Source organism: Pseudomonas sp. GW456-12-1-14-TSB6 (assembly GCF_059424205.1).
Map to the genome: position 1 here is coordinate 58481 of NZ_JBWKZE010000016.1, position 17879 is coordinate 76359.

14 protein-coding genes and 1 pseudogene are annotated in these 17879 nt (G+C 60.9%); 6 read left to right on the top strand and 9 right to left on the bottom strand.

The features are described from left to right. The first annotated feature begins 203 nt into the window (after positions 1-203). The 4 genes from AC07Y2_RS16610 to AC07Y2_RS16625 all read left to right on the top strand — a co-directional run bounded on the left by AC07Y2_RS16610 (position 204) and on the right by AC07Y2_RS16625 (position 4446). Positions 204-659 carry a (2Fe-2S)-binding protein gene (locus AC07Y2_RS16610; RefSeq protein ID WP_007956954.1) on the top strand — a complete coding sequence of 152 codons (456 nt, stop codon included), beginning with the start codon at positions 204-206 and terminating at the stop codon, positions 657-659. A gap of 17 nt (positions 660-676) precedes the next feature. Next, positions 677-2839, top strand: coding sequence for a xanthine dehydrogenase family protein molybdopterin-binding subunit (locus tag AC07Y2_RS16615; RefSeq protein WP_074687855.1), 2163 nt, complete (start codon positions 677-679; stop codon positions 2837-2839). 1 nt (position 2840) lies between these two features. Then, on the top strand, positions 2841-3419 hold the full coding sequence (locus tag AC07Y2_RS16620; protein WP_103386489.1) for a hypothetical protein: 579 nt from the start codon (positions 2841-2843) through the stop codon (positions 3417-3419). A gap of 61 nt (positions 3420-3480) precedes the next feature. Further along, positions 3481-4446, top strand: a complete 966-nt coding sequence (locus tag AC07Y2_RS16625) for a sensor domain-containing diguanylate cyclase (RefSeq protein WP_103386488.1) — start codon at positions 3481-3483, stop codon at positions 4444-4446. A gap of 51 nt (positions 4447-4497) precedes the next feature. Here the strand turns inward: AC07Y2_RS16625 and AC07Y2_RS16630 are convergent. Continuing rightward, positions 4498-4572, bottom strand: a pseudogene (locus tag AC07Y2_RS16630) (VOC family protein); the annotation flags it as partial. A 223-nt stretch (positions 4573-4795) separates the two neighbouring features. Between AC07Y2_RS16630 and AC07Y2_RS16635 the strand changes: the two are divergent. Then, positions 4796-6025 (top strand): NHL repeat-containing protein, encoded by a 1230-nt coding sequence (locus AC07Y2_RS16635; protein ID WP_103386487.1) that lies wholly within the window; start codon positions 4796-4798, stop codon positions 6023-6025. A gap of 241 nt (positions 6026-6266) precedes the next feature. Here AC07Y2_RS16635 and fabI read toward each other — a convergent pair whose 3' ends face one another. The 8 genes from fabI to gloB all read right to left on the bottom strand — a co-directional run bounded on the left by fabI (position 6267) and on the right by gloB (position 16980). Then, complete coding sequence (gene fabI, locus AC07Y2_RS16640; protein WP_003202751.1) at positions 6267-7061, bottom strand: enoyl-ACP reductase FabI; 795 nt, start codon at positions 7059-7061, stop codon at positions 6267-6269. Between the two features lie 19 nt (positions 7062-7080). Continuing rightward, positions 7081-8691 carry an ABC transporter ATP-binding protein gene (locus AC07Y2_RS16645; protein ID WP_103386486.1) on the bottom strand — a complete coding sequence of 537 codons (1611 nt, stop codon included), beginning with the start codon at positions 8689-8691 and terminating at the stop codon, positions 7081-7083. Between the two features lies 1 nt (position 8692). Beyond that, complete coding sequence (locus tag AC07Y2_RS16650; RefSeq protein WP_007956945.1) at positions 8693-9712, bottom strand: ABC transporter permease; 1020 nt, start codon at positions 9710-9712, stop codon at positions 8693-8695. A gap of 1 nt (position 9713) precedes the next feature. Then, complete coding sequence (locus AC07Y2_RS16655) at positions 9714-10787, bottom strand: microcin C ABC transporter permease YejB (RefSeq protein ID WP_039770815.1); 1074 nt, start codon at positions 10785-10787, stop codon at positions 9714-9716. A 4-nt stretch (positions 10788-10791) separates the two neighbouring features. Next, positions 10792-12633, bottom strand: coding sequence for an extracellular solute-binding protein (locus tag AC07Y2_RS16660; protein WP_103386485.1), 1842 nt, complete (start codon positions 12631-12633; stop codon positions 10792-10794). After that, entirely contained in the window at positions 12630-14462 is a 1833-nt protein-coding gene (locus AC07Y2_RS16665) for an extracellular solute-binding protein (RefSeq protein WP_103386484.1), read from the bottom strand. Before AC07Y2_RS16665 ends, AC07Y2_RS16660 begins: the two co-directional genes overlap by 4 nt. Positions 14463-14637: 175 nt before the next feature. After that, entirely contained in the window at positions 14638-16113 is a 1476-nt protein-coding gene (locus AC07Y2_RS16670; protein ID WP_064595503.1) for a transglycosylase SLT domain-containing protein, read from the bottom strand. A gap of 99 nt (positions 16114-16212) precedes the next feature. Continuing rightward, complete coding sequence (gene gloB, locus AC07Y2_RS16675; RefSeq protein ID WP_039770970.1) at positions 16213-16980, bottom strand: hydroxyacylglutathione hydrolase; 768 nt, start codon at positions 16978-16980, stop codon at positions 16213-16215. 65 nt (positions 16981-17045) lie between these two features. On the opposite strand from gloB, the gene AC07Y2_RS16680 reads away from it, so the two are divergent. After that, on the top strand, positions 17046-17804 hold the full coding sequence (locus AC07Y2_RS16680; RefSeq protein ID WP_011333614.1) for a methyltransferase domain-containing protein: 759 nt from the start codon (positions 17046-17048) through the stop codon (positions 17802-17804). Positions 17805-17879 lie beyond the last annotated feature (75 nt).

Below are 17879 nucleotides of genomic sequence, written 5' to 3' on the forward strand. Positions count from 1 at the left end.
GCGGTGACAAGCGGTATCAACTGTAGGAGCAAAAACGACACCCTGATCGATGATTTTCCGAACGGTGCCGGATGACCGGTGGTCGCGGCGGCTGGTCGTCGGGTCAAAATGCGCTTAGCTGAAAGGGATAAGCCGAGGCGCGCACCGCCAACGATGGCCGGAGCAGCGCCCTTCAGAACACCGTGAGTCTGAGGAAGTCCCCGATGCTGACCTTGAACATCAATGGCAAGGATCAGGAGCTCGATGTCCCCGCGGACATGCCGTTGCTCTGGGTCCTGCGCGATGTCGCGCACCTGACCGGTACCAAATTCGGCTGCGGCATGGCCCAGTGCGGTGCCTGCACCGTGCACGTCGATGGCGCACCGCTGCGCTCCTGCATCACCCCGGCCACGGCCGTCGCCCATGGCCAGAAAATCCTCACCATCGAAGGCCTGTCCAGCGACGGTTCGCACCCGGTGCAGCAGGCCTGGGCCGAACTGGACGTGGTGCAATGCGGCTACTGCCAGTCCGGGCAGATCATGTCCGCCGCCGCGTTGCTGGCGAAAATCCCCAAACCCACCGACAGCGATATCGATCAGGCGCTCTCCGGCAACATCTGCCGCTGCGGCACGTACCCAAGAATCCGCGCGGCGGTCAAACGTGCCGCCGACATCGGCTGAGCGAGGGGAGGTGAGTGATGAACAGTCCTGTATCCCGTCGCGGATTTCTCAAGGGCAGCGCCGTGCTTGGCGGTGGTCTGGTGGTGGCGTTCGTGGTGCCTGGCGGCAACCGGTTCGCCATGGCGGCCGAGAACGAAGGCAAGGTCTTTGCGCCGAACGCGTTCCTGCGCATCGCGGCAGATAACAGCGTCACTGTGCTGCTCGGCCATTCGGAAATGGGCCAGGGCATCTGGACCGGCCTGACCATGTTGATCGCCGAAGAGCTGGACGCCGACTGGTCGAAGATCCGCGTCGAGCATTCCCCGGCTTCGGCTGCCGATTACGGCATGCCTGCGTTTGGCGGGATGCAGATTACCGGCGGCTCCACTTCAACCTGGATGGAGTTCGACCGCTACCGGCTCGCCGGCGCCACCGCGCGGCAGATGCTGATCGAAGCGGCGGCCAAGCGTTTCAATGTGGCACCGTCGACGATTCGCACCGAATCCGGCGTGGTGATTGCCGGCGACAACCGCGCCACCTACGGCGAACTGGCGGACGCCGCCGGGCAACTGCCGGTGCCGGATCCGAAGTCGATCACCTTCAAGGAAGCCAAGGACTGGAAAGTCATCGGCAAACCCACCAAACGCCTCGACACCCCGGAAAAAATCACCGGTCGCGCCAAATTCGGCATGGACGTGCAGTTCGACGGATTGATGACCGCGATGGTGGCGCGCGCGCCGGCGTTCGGCGCCACGGTGAAATCCTTTGAGGGCGCAGAAGCCCTGGCGATTCCCGGCGTGCACAAAGTGGTGCAAGTGCCGACCGGTGTGGCGGTGGTCGCCGAGCATTACTGGGCGGCGAAGCTCGGTCGCGATGCGTTGAAGGTCGATTGGGACCTGGGGCCGAACGCTGATCTGAGCAGTGAAAAGTTGTTGGCGAGTTTCCGCAAACTGGCGGCTACACCGGGCACCTCGGCGGCGCAGGCCGGCGATGCCAAGGGCAATTTCGGCAAGGCAGCGAAGAAAATCGATGTCGAATACAGCGTGCCGTACCTGGCCCACGCGCCGATGGAGCCGCTGAACTGCACGGTGAAGATCAGCGCCGACAAGTGCGAGATCTGGACCGGCACCCAGTTCCAGACGCTGGATCAGATGGTTGCCGGCAAGATCACCGGGCTCAAGCCGGAGCAGGTGGAGATTCACACCGAATTTCTCGGTGGCGGTTTTGGTCGCCGAGCCAACCCGACCTCGGATTTTGTCGCCGAAGCGGTGCAAGTGGCCAAGGCTGCCGCGATGCCGGTGAAAACCGTGTGGTCGCGTGAAGACGATATTCGCGGTGGTTACTACCGCTCGATGTTTCTGCATCAGGCGAAGATCGGCCTCGGCGCCGACGGCCTGCCGCTGGCCTGGCAGCACGTGCTGGTTGGGCAGTCGATCATGGCCGGCACCATGCTCGAGAAAACCATGGTCAAGAACGGCGTCGACCAGACCTCGGTCGAGGGCGTTTCCGACAGCCCGTACATCAAGGGCCTGGCCCATCATCAGGTTGATCTGCACTCGCCGACCACCGGGATCAACGTGCTCTGGCTGCGTTCGGTGGGCCATAGCCATACCGCGTTTGTCATGGAATCGCTGATCGATGAAATGGCCACGGCGGCGGGCAAGGATCCGGTGGAGTACCGACGAACGCTGCTCAAGGATCATGCCCGGCATCTCGGCGTGCTGAACCTGGCGGTGGAGAAGGCCAACTGGAAAGCGCCGCTGCCGGACGGCCATGCGCTGGGCGTGGCGGTGCATGAGTCGTTCGGCAGTTATGTGGCGCAAGTGGCCGAGGTGTCCCAGGACAATCTGGCGATCCGCGTACACCGGGTGGTCTGTGCGGTGGACTGCGGAATTGCGGTCAACCCGCAGAGCATCGCGGCGCAGATGGAGTCGTGCATCACCTTCGGCCTGGGCATGGCGCTGCACAGCAAACTGACCCTCAAGGACGGCCATGTCGTGCAGTCCAACTATCACGACTATCAGGTGTTGCGGCTCAATGAAATGCCGCTGGTCGAGGTACACATCGTGCCGAGCAGCGAGAAACCCGGCGGCATCGGCGAGGCCGGTGTGCCGCCCACGGCGCCGGCGGTGGCCAACGCAGTGTTCGCCCTGACCGGGCAGCGCCTGCGGGAACTGCCACTGCAAATGTCGGGGGTGTGAGATGAAACGACATCTGTTGTTGGGCACGGTGATTCTGCTTGGGCTGGGCGGTTACGCGTCGGATCTGTTTGCCGACGATCAGGAAGCCTTGAAAGCTTTCGGCACGGTGCAGAAAGTCTTCCAGAGCCCGCGCTGCCAGAATTGTCACATTCCCGGCGATTCGCCGTTGCAGTTCGACGCCGGCATCCCCCACGCGATGAACGTGGTGCGCGGCATGGACGGCAAAGGCGCAGCCGGTTTGCCCTGTGCCACTTGCCACGCCGAAAGCAATCCGCCGGCCAGTTACGGCCCCCATGCGCCACCGGGCGCGCCGCACTGGAGCCTGCCGCCGGCCGCCCACAAAATGGCCTGGATCGGTCTGCCGCCGGATCGTTTGTGCGCAATGATCAAGGACCGCGCCAGCAACGGCGACCGGGACTTCGCCGCGCTGATCAAACACGTCAGCGAGGACAAACTGGTGCTCTGGGGCTGGAATCCCGGCGCAGGGCGCGCGCCGGTGCCGGTGCCGCACGATATCTTCGTGACCCAGTTCAAACTCTGGGCCGATGCGGGCGGACCATGTCCGGTGACCGGCGGATGAGAAGTTGAGTCATTGCTGATTCGGGCTACGCTCAACTGCATCGACGACAAAGGAGTGTGTGATGCTGGTACCCGGCAAACCCGCCAATGAAGCTGTCCGAGTTCAAGTGCTGCATGATTTGAAATTGCTCGATTCCGCACCGGAAGAGCGCTTCGACCGGCTGACGCGACTGGCCAAGCGGCTGTTCAACGTGCCGATCGCGCTGGTCACGCTGGTGGATAAGGAGCGGCAATGGTTCAAGTCCTGCGTGGGTCTGGACACGACCGAAACGCCACGCTCTATTTCATTCTGTGGCCATGCGATTCTCAGGGACGAGCTCATGCTAGTACCTGACGCCCGAGAGGACGAGCGTTTCCACGACAACCCTTTGGTTACCGGGGAGCCGAACATCCGGTTCTACGCCGGTTATCCGCTGACCGTACCCAGCGGCAACAAGATGGGCACCTTGTGCCTGATCGACACCAAACCCCGCGATCTCGACGAAGAGGAGCGCGCCCTGCTGCGCGATCTGGCGGGCATGGCCGAGCAGGAACTGATGGCCGTGCAGATGGCGAGCATGGACGAGCTGACGCTGCTGTCCAACCGTCGCGGCTTCAAGATGCTCGCCCAGCACGCGCTGGACGCCTGCGCGCGGCTGGAAAGACCGGCGACGCTGCTGTTTTTCGACCTCAATGATTTCAAGCAGATCAACGACCTTTATGGGCACGCCGAGGGCGACAGCGCGCTCAAGACTTTCGCCGATGTGCTGCGCATCGCGTTTCGCGAGAGCGATGTGGTGGGACGGCTAGGCGGTGATGAGTTCGTGGCGTTGCTGACCGGCTCGAGCCATGTCGAAACCACGGCGATCATGGCGCGACTCAAGGAAATCCTCGAAGAACGCAATGCCACGTTGCACCGCGGCTACGCGATTCGCTTCAGCGTCGGCCAGATCGAATACAACCCGCAGCGCCATGACACCGTGGATAAGCTGTTGGCGGACGCGGATGAGGCGATGTATGCGCACAAGCAGGCTTTGAAGCGTTGTTAGTGCTGGCGTCATCGCAAGCAGGCTCGCTCCCACAGCAGGCTTATTTCAAGTTGTATGCGCGGCTTCCTGCGAGGCGTTCTCCGGCGCCAGGTGAATCACCAATTGATGAGCAAAGAAATTGAAGTCGGCAGGTGTTTGAAAATTGTCTGCACGCAGAAGACTGGCGCCTCAATAGTCGGATGGCCGGTGGATTGCATTGCTATTCAACGAAAGTCAACTGGCATATTTGACAGTGGTTTTTGGCAAGGATCAAAGCTAAGGTCGGTATGGTCAAATTGAACATTCCGCGTTGTAGGGAGAGCGCTCTCGCTATATCTCAGGCAGGAATATAGCCGCTGAGGGAGTTGCCATGAATGTGCCCATCAATTCACAGCAGACATCTGGAGAGTTAGACGTACTTTTTGCCAATCAGGGAAAAATAGAGGCAGGTGAGGGGGCATGTTTCAGTGTCGCAAACATAGGCACAGACAAGCTGCTTTATGTAATCAGTGCCGACAATAATTCAGTGCGGATAAACCAAGCCAGGGCTGACGGTTCCGACGACCCTGTGTTCACCTCTTTCGACTGGTCATTCCTTGAAACTGGAAATTGTGCGGCGTCCAGCATTCTGATTCAACCCGACGGCAAGTTCCTGGTCGTAGGTGAAGTCGGCCCAAGTTTTGGCAGGTTGGCAGCGATTTCACGATTCAATTCTTCAGGAAGCTCGGATCTGGTTTTCGGAACAAAGAACTTTCCTTTGCCTGTTGATCCTCTTCCTCCAGGTCATAGCGTTGTCACTGATATTGCAGAGGGATGCATTCTTGCCGACGGGGTAGTCTTGCTGGTGCAAAGTTTCACTGAGGCTGATTCGGCTGGCGGAACTGTTGATCGAGTGGGGGTTGTCCGCTGTTATGACACGGGTGGTAATCCTGATTTGAGCTTTGGCGTTGCCGGCAAACTTGAGGTGAGATTCAAAGGCGAGTACTCACAAGTCGAAGGCATCGCCGCGTTGCCGGATGGAGGATTTGTTCTGTTGGGATCAATCAAACGTATATCTGACAACCAAATTCATTCCAGGGCTGTCCTGGCCAGCTATAACCGGGATGGAACACCGAAAACAACCTTCGCTGACAAGGGGGTCTGGGAATACGACCAAGAAAGTCAGTTCGGCAGGCTGGCGGTGAGCGGCAATAAAATTGTCATGAGTACTATGGTTGGTATCGCCAATGGTGAAAAACGCCTCGCGATCCTGCGATTCGAGCGTAACGGCGTGCTTGATCCGACCTTCAACAATGGTGCGCCTCGTTTGGTGGATCTGGACCCGAGATACATTGTCATTGGAGGTGTTGTTGTGCAGGCGGATGAAAAGATTGTTGTAACGGGACATTCAGGTGCTCGTGGCTCACAGATGTACTGTTTGCGACTTCTTGAAAATGGGCAGCCCGATACCGGGTTCGGTAACGGTGGCATTGCTCAGCGGCTCGAGGGGCGTATGCGCGACTGCGTTATTCAAAACAATACCAGCCGAATCATTATTGCCACCGATGAACACTCATCGGATGGCACACCGGAAGCAAAAGTGTTTGGTGTTTTAGGTTGATTGTTTCGTGTTCCAAGGCCTGCTCGACCAGAGAGGGGTCAAGCAACGAGTCCAATCCCTAGAGGGAATCGGGAGTCGAGACGAAGTTGTGGGTCAGCTCCAATGCCCGAGCCAAACGCATAAAAAAATCCGATGCCTATTCAGGCATCGGATTTTGATTTCTTGCGGCCAAGGGTCAAGCAACGAGGCTTAACTGATTGGCATTCGCCAGAGCAGGCGGTTTTTATCGCCTAGCCGAAGATCACTCTTCAATGTTGCCCATGGCGGTGGTGTTGAAGCCGCCGTCCACGTACATGATTTCACCGCTGATGCCCGACGCCAGGTCGGAGCACAGGAAGGCGCCGGCGTTGCCGACTTCTTCGATGGTGACGTTGCGGCGCAGCGGGGTTTGCGCTTCGTTGGCGGCCAGCATCTTGCGGAAGTTCTTGATGCCGGAAGCGGCCAGGGTGCGGATCGGGCCGGCCGATACGCAGTTGACGCGGGTGCCGTCCGGGCCCAGGGAGCCGGCCAGGTAACGCACGCCGGCTTCCAGCGAAGCCTTGGCCATGCCCATCACGTTGTAGTTCGGCATGGTGCGCTCGGCGCCCAGGTAGGACAGGGTCAGCAGGCTGCCGTTGCGGCCTTTCATCATTTCGCGACCGGCTTTGGCCAGGGCCACGAAGCTGTAGGCGCTGATGTCGTGAGCGATGCGGAAGCCTTCACGGGTGGTGGCTTCGGTGAAGTCGCCGTCCAGTTGGTCGCCCGGGGCGAAGCCGACGGAGTGCACGATGCAGTCCAGGCCGTCCCACTTTTTGCTCAGTTCTTCGAAGACCTTGGCGATTTCTTCATCGCTGGCCACGTCGCACGGGAAGCACAGCTCAGGGCTCGAACCCCAGCCCTGTGCGAACTCTTCTACGCGACCTTTCAGTTTGTCGTTCTGATAAGTGAAGGCAAGCTCAGCGCCCTCGCGATGCATGGCGGCAGCGATGCCGGATGCGATGGACAGCTTGCTGGCGACACCGACGATCAGTACGCGCTTACCGGCGAGAAAACCCATGTGTTGCTCCTCTTTCAGGTTATTGCGCAGTAGCTGGTGCCAGGAAAGCGGCCTCCAGCAACTGCTGTGTATACGGATGTTGGGGGGCGGCAAAGATACTTTGCGCGTCTCCCTGTTCGACCACTTGGCCATGCTTGACCACCATCAGCTGGTGGCTCAGCGCTTTGACGACAGCCAGGTCATGGCTGATGAACAAATACGTCAGGTTGTACTTGGCTTGCAGTGAACGCAACAGCTCCACCACTTGCCGCTGCACCGTCCGGTCGAGGGCCGAGGTCGGCTCGTCCAGCAGGATCAGCGCCGGTTTGAGCACCAGGGCCCGGGCTATGGCAATCCGCTGCCGCTGCCCACCGGAAAATTCGTGGGGGTAGCGGTGCCGGGTTTCCGGATCCAGACCTACCTCCTTCAATGCCGCAATAATCGCCGCTTCCTGCTCGGCGGCGGTGCCCATCTTGTGGATCCGCAGGCCTTCGCCAACGATGTCATTCACGCACATCCGCGGGCTCAGGCTGCCGAACGGGTCCTGAAACACCACCTGCATCTCCCGGCGTAGCGGCCGGACCTCGCTCTGCGTCAGGCAGTCTAGCTGCTTGCCCTCAAAACGGATCCCGCCTTGGCTGCCGATCAATCGCAGGATCGCCAGACCCAGGGTGGATTTACCGGAACCGCTTTCCCCCACGATCCCCAGGGTCTGACCCTGGGGCAGGCTGAAATTGATGCCGTCCACTGCCTTGACGTGATCCACCGTGCGCTTGAGCAGGCCTTTCTTGATCGGGAACCAGACTTTCAGATCCTCGACCTCAAGCAGCGGCGCCCCGATTTTATTGCTCGCCGGGCCTCCGCTGGGCTCCGCGCCAAGCAGTTCCCGAGTGTACGGATGCTGCGGCGAACGGAACAGCTCTTCGCACGATGCCTGTTCGACGATGCAACCGCGCTGCATGACACATACACGATGCGCAATTCTTCGCACGAGGTTCAAATCGTGACTGATCAGTAACAGCGCCATGCCCAATCGAGCCTGCAATTCCTTGAGCAGGTCGAGGATTTTCAGCTGAACGGTCACGTCCAGCGCAGTGGTCGGTTCGTCGGCAATCAGCAGTTCCGGCTCGTTGGCCAAGGCCATGGCGATCATCACCCGCTGACGCTGGCCGCCAGACAATTCGTGGGGCAGGGCCTTGAGGCGCTTGTGCGGCTCGGGGATGCCGACCATCTCCAGCAACTCCAGCGTACGCTTGGTCGCGACCTTGCCGGTCAGGCCCTTGTGGATGCCCAGCACCTCGTTGATCTGCTTCTCGATCGAGTGCAGCGGGTTGAGCGAGGTCATCGGCTCCTGAAAAATCATCGCGATCCGGTTGCCACGGATATGACGAATGGTCTTTTCACTCAGCTCCAGCAGGTTCTGCCCGGAATAATTGATGCTGCCGGCCGGATGCCGCGCCAGCGGGTAGGGCAGCAGGCGCAGGATCGAATGCGCCGTCACCGACTTGCCCGAGCCTGACTCGCCCACCAGCGCCAGGGTTTCGCCGCGCTTGATGTCGAAACTCACGCCTTCGACCACCCGTTGCACGCGATCACCGATGCCGAATTCGACGGCCAGGTCGCGGATTTCGATCAGATTGTCCTGATTCATGTCACTTCCTCGGGTCGAAGGCATCGCGAGCGGACTCGCCGATGAACACCAGCAAACTCAACATCAGCGCCAGCACCGCAAACGCGCTCATGCCCAGCCACGGCGCCTGCAGGTTGGATTTGCCCTGGGCCACCAGTTCACCCAGCGACGGGCTGCCGGCCGGCAAGCCGAAACCGAGGAAGTCCAGGGCGGTGAGGGTGCCGATGGCGCCGGTCAGGATGAAGGGCATGAAGGTCATGGTCGAAACCATCGCGTTAGGCAGGATGTGGCGGAACATGATCGCGCCGTTCTGCATGCCCAGCGCCCGGGCCGCACGCACGTATTCGAGGTTGCGCCCGCGCAGGAACTCGGCACGCACCACGTCCACCAGGCTCATCCACGAGAACAACAGCATGATGCCCAGCAGCCACCAGAAGTTCGGCTGGACGAAACTGGCGAGGATGATCAGCAGGTACAGCACCGGCAACCCCGACCAGATCTCCAGAAAGCGCTGGCCGGCCAGATCGACCCAGCCGCCATAGAAACCCTGCAAGGCGCCGGCGATCACGCCGATGATCGAGCTGAGCACGGTCAGGGTCAGGGCGAACAGCACCGAGACCCGGAAACCGTAGATCACTCGCGCCAGCACATCGCGGCCCTGATCGTCGGTGCCCAGCAGGTTGTCCGCCGACGGCGGCGCGGGGGCCGGGACTTTCAGGTCGTAGTTGATGCTCTGGTAGCTGAACGGAATCGGCGCCCACAGCACCCACGCGTCCTTGGCCTTGAGCAGTTCGCGGATGTACGGGCTCTTGTAGTTGGCTTCCAGCGGGAATTCGCCGCCGAAGGTGGTTTCCGGGTAGCGCTTGATCGCCGGGAAATACCAGTTGTTGTCGTAATGCACCACCAGCGGCTTGTCGTTGGCGATCAGCTCGGCACCGAGGCTCAGGCCGAACAGGATCAGGAACAGCCACAGCGACCACCAGCCACGCTTGTTGGCCTTGAACAGTTCGAAGCGCCGGCGGTTGAGAGGGGACAGGTTCATCTCAATGCTCCCGGCTGGCAAAGTCGATACGCGGATCGACCAGGGTGTAGGTGAGGTCGCCGATCAGTTTCACCACCAGCCCCAGCAGGGTGAAGATGAACAGGGTGCCGAAAACCACCGGGTAGTCGCGGTTGATCGCCGCTTCAAAGCTCATCAGGCCGAGGCCGTCGAGGGAGAAGATCACTTCCACCAGCAGGGAACCTGTGAAGAAGATGCCGATGAACGCCGAGGGGAAACCGGCGATCACCAGCAACATCGCATTGCGGAACACATGGCCATAGAGCACGCGGTGGCGCGTCAGGCCCTTGGCCTTGGCGGTGACCACGTACTGCTTGTTGATCTCGTCGAGGAAGCTGTTTTTGGTCAGCAGGGTCATGGTCGCGAAGTTGCCGATCACCAGCGCCGTCACGGGCAGCGCCAGGTGCCAGAAGTAATCGAGGATCTTGCCGCCCAGGCTCAGCTCGTCGAAGTTGTTCGAGGTCAGTCCGCGTAAAGGAAACCAGTCCAGATAACTGCCGCCGGCAAACACCACGATCAGCAAAATCGCAAACAGGAACGCCGGAATCGCATAGCCGACGATGATCGCCGAACTGGTCCAGACGTCGAAATGGCTGCCGTGCCGCGTGGCCTTGGCAATCCCCAGCGGGATCGACACCAGGTACATGATCAGCGTGCTCCACAGCCCGAGGGAGATCGACACCGGCATCTTTTCCTTGATCAGGTCGATGACCTTGGCGTCGCGGAAGAAGCTGTCGCCGAAATCCAGCCGGGCGTAGTTCTTGACCATGATCCACAGACGTTCCGGGGCCGATTTGTCGAACCCGTACATCTTCTCGATTTCCTTGATCAGCGCCGGGTCCAGGCCCTGCGCACCACGATAGGAGGAGCCGGCCACCGACACTTCGGCACCGCCGCCGGCGATGCGGCTGGTGGCGCCTTCGAAACCTTCGAGCTTGGCGATCATCTGCTCCACCGGCCCGCCGGGCGCGGCCTGGATGATCACGAAGTTGATCAGCAGAATGCCGAACAGGGTCGGGATGATCAGCAGCAGTCGCCGAAAAATGTACGCCAGCATCTGATTACTCCGTGCCCACAGGGTCGGCTTGCAGTTGGGTTTCGACTTCTACCGCAGGTTTCGCATCGGGTTTGATCCACCAGGTGTTAATGCCGATGTCGTACTTGGGGGAGACTTTCGGGTGGCCGATGTGGTTCCAGTACGCCACGCGCCAGGTCTTGATGTGCCAGTTGGGGATCACGTAGTAACCCCATTGCAGCACACGGTCCAGAGCGCGGGCGTGGGCCACCAGGCTTTTGCGCGAGTCGGCGTTGATCAGGTTTTCCACCAGATGGTCGACCACGGGGTCCTTGAGGCCCATTGAATTGCGGCTGCTGGACTTATCGGCGGCGGCGCTCATCCAGAACTCACGCTGTTCGTTACCCGGCGAGTTGGACTGCGGGAAGCTGCCGACGATCATGTCGAAATCCCGCGAACGCACGCGATTGACGTATTGCGAGACGTCGACGCGGCGGATCACCAGATCGATGCCCAGATCGCTGAGGTTGCGCTTGAACGGCAACAACACGCGCTCGAATTCGGTTTGCGCCAGCAGGAATTCGATGGCTACCGGTTTGCCAGTGGCGTCGACCATTTTGTCGTCGACGATTTTCCAGCCGGCCTCTTGCAGCAGTTGATACGCCTCGCGCTGTTGCGTGCGGATCATGCCGCTGGCGTCGGTTTTCGGATTCTCGAAGGCTTCGCTGAACACCTGCGCCGGCAGCTTGCTGCGGAACGGGTCGAGGATTGCCACCTGTTCTGCATCCGGCAGGCCGGTGGCGGCCATTTCCGAGTTTTCAAAATAACTGCGGGTGCGCGCATAAGCGCCGTTGAACAGTTGCTTGTTGGTCCATTCGAAGTCGAACAGCAGGCCGAGGGCCTGGCGTACCCGCACGTCCTGAAATACCGGACGGCGCAGATTGAAGACGAAGCCCTGCATGCCGGTCGGGTTGCTGTTGGCAATCTGTTCCTTGATCAGCCGCCCTTCGGTCACTGCCGGCACGTTGTAGGCATTGGCCCAGTTTTTCGCGGCCATTTCCAGCCAATAGTCGAATTGCCCGGCCTTCAACGCTTCCAGCGCGACGGTATTGTCGCGGTAATAGTCGGTGGTCATCACATCGAAGTTGTAGAAACCGCGATTGACCGGCAGGTCCTTGCCCCAGTAGTCCTTTACCCGCTCGTAACGCACCGAACGCCCGGCCTTCACTTCGGTGACCTTGTACGGGCCGCTGCCCAACGGGATTTCCAGGTTGCCCTTGTTGAAATCACGCTCGGCCCACCAATGTTTCGGCAGCACCGGCAACTGGCCGAGGATCAGCGGCAGTTCGCGGTTGTTGGTGTGCTTGAACTTGAACAGCACCTTGAGCGGATCTTCGGCGATTACCTCCTCAACGTCGGCGTAGTAACCGCGATACATCGGCGCGCCTTCCTTGGTCAGGGTCTGGAAGCTGAACACCACGTCGTCGGCGCGTACCGGGTGGCCGTCGTGAAACTTCGCTTCGGGACGCAGGTAGAAGCGCACCCAGCTGTTGTCCGGGGCTTTTTCGATCTTGCTGGCGATCAGGCCGTATTCGGTGAACGGCTCGTCGAGGCCCTGTTTGGCCAGGGTGTCGTAGATCAGGCCGATATCGTCCGCCGGCACGCCTTTGCTGATGAACGGGTTGAGGCTGTCGAAACCGCCGAAGCCGGCCTGGCGGAAGATCCCGCCCTTGGGTGCGTCGGGGTTCACGTAATCGAAGTGTTTGAAGTCGGCGGGGTATTTCGGCGGCTCGTTGTACAGGGTCACGGCGTGTTGCGGGGCGGCACAAGCCAGCCCGGCGAACAGCAGACCGCTGGCCTGCACAAGCAGGGCGCGGATAGGCTTCATCGATCTTTCTCCGAAGATTTCAGCCACCACGCGCTCAGGCCCAGGGTGTAGGGCGGCGTAGTGACGAAGGCGAACCGGTTGCGGTACGCCAGACGGTGATAATTGAGGTACCAGTTGGGAATGCTGTAGTGCTGCCAGAGCAGCACGCGGTCCAGCGCCTTGCCGGCGGCGACCTGTTCATCGCGGGTTTGCGCGGCGAGCAAGTGTTCAAGCAGATGATCGACCACCGGATTGGCGATGCCCGCGTAATTCTTGCTGCCCTTGACGTTTACCTGGCTGGAGTGGAAGTACTGCCATTGTTCCAGGCCCGGGCTTAAGGTCTGGCCCAGCGTCATCGAGATCATGTCGAAATCAAATTGATCGAGGCGCTGTTTGTACTGCGCGCGATCGACGGTGCGCAGGCGCGCCTCGATGCCGATACTGTTGAGGTTCTCGATGTACGGCTGATAGAGACGCTCCAGGCTGGGATTGACCAGCATTAGCTCGAAGCGCAGCGGCTGGCCGGCGGCGTTCTGCAGGCGCTGGCCGTTGAGCTTCCAGCCGGCCTCGGCCAGCAACGCCAGGGCTTTACGCATGGTTTCCCGGGGGATGCCGCGCCCGTCGGTCTGCGGCAGCGTGAACGGTTCGGTGAACAGGCGCGCCGGCAGTTGATCCTTGTACGGTTTGAGCATCAGCCATTCATGGCCGACCGGCAGGCCGACGGCGCTGAACTCGCTGTTGGGGTAGTAGCTGGTGGTGCGCTTGTAGGCGTCGCTGAACAGCGCGCGGTTGGTCCATTCGAAATCGAACATCAGGCCGAGAGCTTCGCGGGTCTTGACGTCAGCGAAGGTCGCGCGCCGGGTGTTCATGAACAGACCCTGGCTCTGGGTCGGGATCTGGTGCGGGATCTGCGCCTTGATCACGTCGCCACGGCGCACGGCCGGGAAGTTGTAGCCATTGGCCCAGTTCTTCGCCTGATGTTCGATATAGATGTCGAACTCGCCGGCCTTGAACGCTTCGAAGGCCACATCGCTGTCGCGGTAGAACTCGACTTCCATGCGATCGAAGTTGTATTTGCCGCGATTGACTGGCAGGTCCTTGCCCCAGTAGTCCTTGACTCGCTCGAATATCAACTGCCGCCCCGGCGTGACCGAGGTGATGCGGTAAGGTCCGCTGCCCAGTGGGGGCTCGAAGGTGGTGGCCTTGAAGTCGCGGCCCTTCCAGTAATGCTGGGGCAGCACCGGCAATTCACCGAGGCGCAGGATCAGCAACGGATTACCGCTGCGCTTGAGCACAAACCGGATGCGCTGCGGGTTGAGGATGTCGACGCGCAGCACTTCCTGAAGGGCGGTGCGGTACAGCGGGTGACCTTCCTTGAGCAGCAAACGGTAGGAGAACGCCACGTCGTAAGCGGTGATCGGCGTGCCGTCGTGGAAGCGCGCTTGCGGGCGCAGGTTGAACACCACCCAGCTGCGATCTTCGCTGTACTCCACCGACTGGGCGATCAAACCGTAACTGGAGGCCGGTTCGTCACCGGACGGCGCGTATTGCCCGGTGCCGACCATCAGCGGCTCGTTCAGCTCGTTGATGCCGTATTGCAGGAAATTCGCCGTGGTGACCGGGCTGGTGCCCTTGAAGGTGTAGGGGTTGAGCGTATCGAAGGTGCCAAACGCCATCACCCGCAACGTACCGCCCTTGGGCGCTTGCGGGTTGACCCAGTCGAAGTGGGTAAATCTGGCCGGGTACTTGAGCGTGCCGAACTGCGCATAACCGTGGCTTTCGGTGATCGTCGCGCTGACGGGGGAGCTCAAGGCCAGGCTGATCAGGAGCAGGAGGAGGGGACGCTTCAAGTCAGATCCGATCCAGGCGGCTTGGGCTTTGTGGGCCGTACAGTAACAGCTTGTATGGACAGGAAAAAGACAGGGGCTTAATGCGCGGTTAATTGTGGGAGCTGTCTGCGTCGATCTACGGAAATATCAAAAAATGACAGGCGAAAAAAAGCCCCTGAAATTCAGGGGCTCTTGGTCAGTGCGGCTGGTAGACCGTGAGCATCTGCCCAGGTTTGAGCGCCTTGCCGGCGCCCGGATTCCAGCGCTTGAGATGTTGCATCTCGACGTTGAAACGCTTGGCGACCACGTACAGTGTGTCGCCGCGTTTAACCTTGTACTGGGTCTGTTTACCGTCGTCCTTTTCTCTGGTCTTGCTGCTGGTCTTGCTGTTGGCTGCGATGACGGTGTTGATGCGCCCGCCACTGCTGCGCGCCGGTGTGCGCTTGCTGGTGTCCTGCATGACCAGGGTCTGGCCGACCTTGAGGTTCTTGCCGGTGAGCTTGTTCCAGCGTTGCAGGTCCTTGACCTCGACCTTGTTGGCCTTGGCGATGGAACCGAGGTTGTCGCCACGCTTGACCCGATAAGCGCGCTTGGCCTGTGCGATCTCGCTCGGATCGGCGCCTTCGAACACCGGTTTCAGCGAACGCGGGCTGATCAGTTCGTCAGGGCGCATGGTCTGCAGGCTGGCGGTCAGCAGCTGCGCCTTCGAGGTCGGCACCAGCAGGTGCTGCGGGCCGTCGATGGTGGTGCGCTGCTTGAAGGCGGGGTTGAGCTGGAACAGCTCGTCTTCGTCGATGTTGGCCACCGCCGCGACCTTGGACAGGTCCATGCGCTGGTTGATTTCGACAACCTGGAAATACGGTTCGTTGGCGATCGGGTTGAGGTTCACGCCATAGGCTTCAGGCGTCAGGACCACTTGCGAGAGCGCCAGCAGTTTCGGCACGTAGGCTTGGGTTTCCGCTGGCAGCGGCAGGTTCCAGTAGTCGGTCGGCAGGCCGAGCTTTTCGTTGCGCTCGATGGCGCGGCTGACCGTGCCTTCGCCGGCGTTGTACGCGGCCAGTGCCAGCAACCAGTCACCGTTGAACATGTCGTGCAGGCGGGTCAGGTAGTCCATCGCTGCCGTGGTCGAGGCAGTAATGTCGCGACGGCCATCGTAGAAACGGGTCTGACGCAGGTTGAAATAGCGCCCGGTGGACGGGATGAACTGCCAGAGGCCCACCGCGTCGGCCCGGGAATAGGCCATCGGGTTGTAGGCGCTTTCGATGACCGGCAGCAGCGCCAGTTCCAGCGGCATGTTGCGTTCTTCGAGGCGCTCGACGATGTAATGAATGTAGAGGCTGCCGCGTTCGCCGGCGTTCTCGAGGAAGGAAGGGTTACTGGCGAACCACAGGCGCTGTTGCTCGATGCGCGGGTTCACGCCCAGACCTTCCTGCAGCTGGAAACCCCCGCGCATGCGCTCCCAGATGTCCTGAGGCACCTGCGGGCTGGGCTTTTCCGACAACCAGATGGGCTTCTGCTTGGCTCGCGCAGCAATGTTCGGCGTATGTGTCGCTTCAGTCTGCGGAGCATGGCTGGAACAGCCCGCCAGTGTGGCGGACACAGCCACCGCGATGGCTTGCGCCAGGCGGGTCAATGCATCTGAATTGACGGACTTACGTATGGATGACGACATTGGCTGGAAGTAAGTTCCGGGCAAAAATGTCGGGCGATTCTAGAAAGCGCACCCCCTGCGGTCAACCATTCAGAATTTTTGGACCAGGCGGCGAGCCACTCAGAACGTATCTTTCCATGCCCGCAGAGCCGCAAAAACCTCACTCGGCGCCCGGTTTTGAGGGCCGTTCCGTTCGTCCACTTTTTGTGTAACCAATATTTCACCGGTGCGCAAAAACGGGTTTGTGAGCTTTTCCAGCGCAAGGGTCGAGGGCAGCGTCATCACGCCATTCGCACGTTGCTGGCTGACTTTTTCCAGACGGGCGGCGATGTCCCGGTTGCCCGGCTCCACGGCGGCGGCGAATTTCAGGTTGCTCAGGGTGTATTCGTGGGTGCAGTAGACCAGCGTGTCTTCCGGCAGGGCCGCCAGACGGCTTAACGACTGGTGCATCTGTTGCGGCGTGCCTTCGAACAAACGGCCGCAGCCGGCAGCGAACAGGGTATCGCCACAGAACAGCAGGCCATGATGGTAGTAGGCGATGTGTCCCAGGGTGTGGCCGGGAACGGCATGGACGTCGAAGTCCCAGCCGAGCACGCGCACCGTGTCGTTGTCCTTGAGGGCCACGTCGCGCCCCGGAATGCTTTCGCTGGCCGGTCCGTAGACCGTGGCCCCGGTGGCCTTTTTCAGCGTCTCGACGCCGCCGACATGGTCGTGGTGATGGTGAGTGATGAGGATGTCGCCGAGCACCCAGCCCGGATGCGCGTCGAGCCACGCCTGCACGGGGGCGGCATCCCCCGGATCGACCACTGCGCAACGCTGGGTGGCATGATCCTGTAACAACCAGATGTAGTTGTCGGTGAAGGCGGGCAGGGCACTGATCTGTATCATCGTCGAATTCGCCAAGCGGGTAACATTGGCGCATCTTAGAGGTTCCTGGCGTGTTGGAGAATGCAATGATCGATAAAGCGTTCGCTCAGGCCGATCCTGACTGGCTCGCGCTGATCGGTGCAGCCCGTGAATGGCTGTCCGGCCCCCTCGGGCAATTTCTGCTGGACGAAGAACGGCGCATGCTCGAAGACGAGCTGGGCCGGTTCTTCGGCGGCTATCTGGTGCATTACGGCCCGTCCGCCGAAACGCCGCCGTCGGCGCCGCAGGTGCAGCGCAACGTGCGGCTGGGCGCGCCCTTGCCGGGCGTGGAAATCGTCTGCGAAGAACAGGCCTGGCCGTTGAGCGAGCACGCCGCCGATGTGGTGGTGTTGCAGCACGGCCTGGATTTCTGTCTGTCGCCCCACGGTCTTCTGCGAGAAGCGGCCAGCAGCGTGCGCCCCGGCGGGCATCTGCTGATTGTCGGCATCAACCCCTGGAGCACCTGGGGGCTGCGCCACGTGTTCGCCCATGACGCCTTGCATCAGGCGCGCTGTATCTCGCCGTCGCGGGTGGCGGACTGGCTCAACCTGCTGGGCTTCGCGCTGGAGAAACGCCGCTTCGGGTGCTATCGTCCGCCGCTCGCGTCACCCAAGTGGCAGGCCCGTCTGGCCGGCTGGGAACGCAAGGCCGGCGATTGGCAACTGTCGGGCGGCGGCTTCTATTTGCTGGTCGCGCGCAAGATCGTGGTCGGCCTGCGTCCGGTGCGTCAGGAACGCCGCGAGCCGATGGGCAAGCTGATTCCGCTGCCGATGGCCAAGGTCAACCGCCGACGCATCGAACCGTAAACCTTCTTTTATTTATGGCCGGGTATATCCCGGCCTTGGCCATCGTCGATCCGTGATCGGCGAGGCCACGCATTT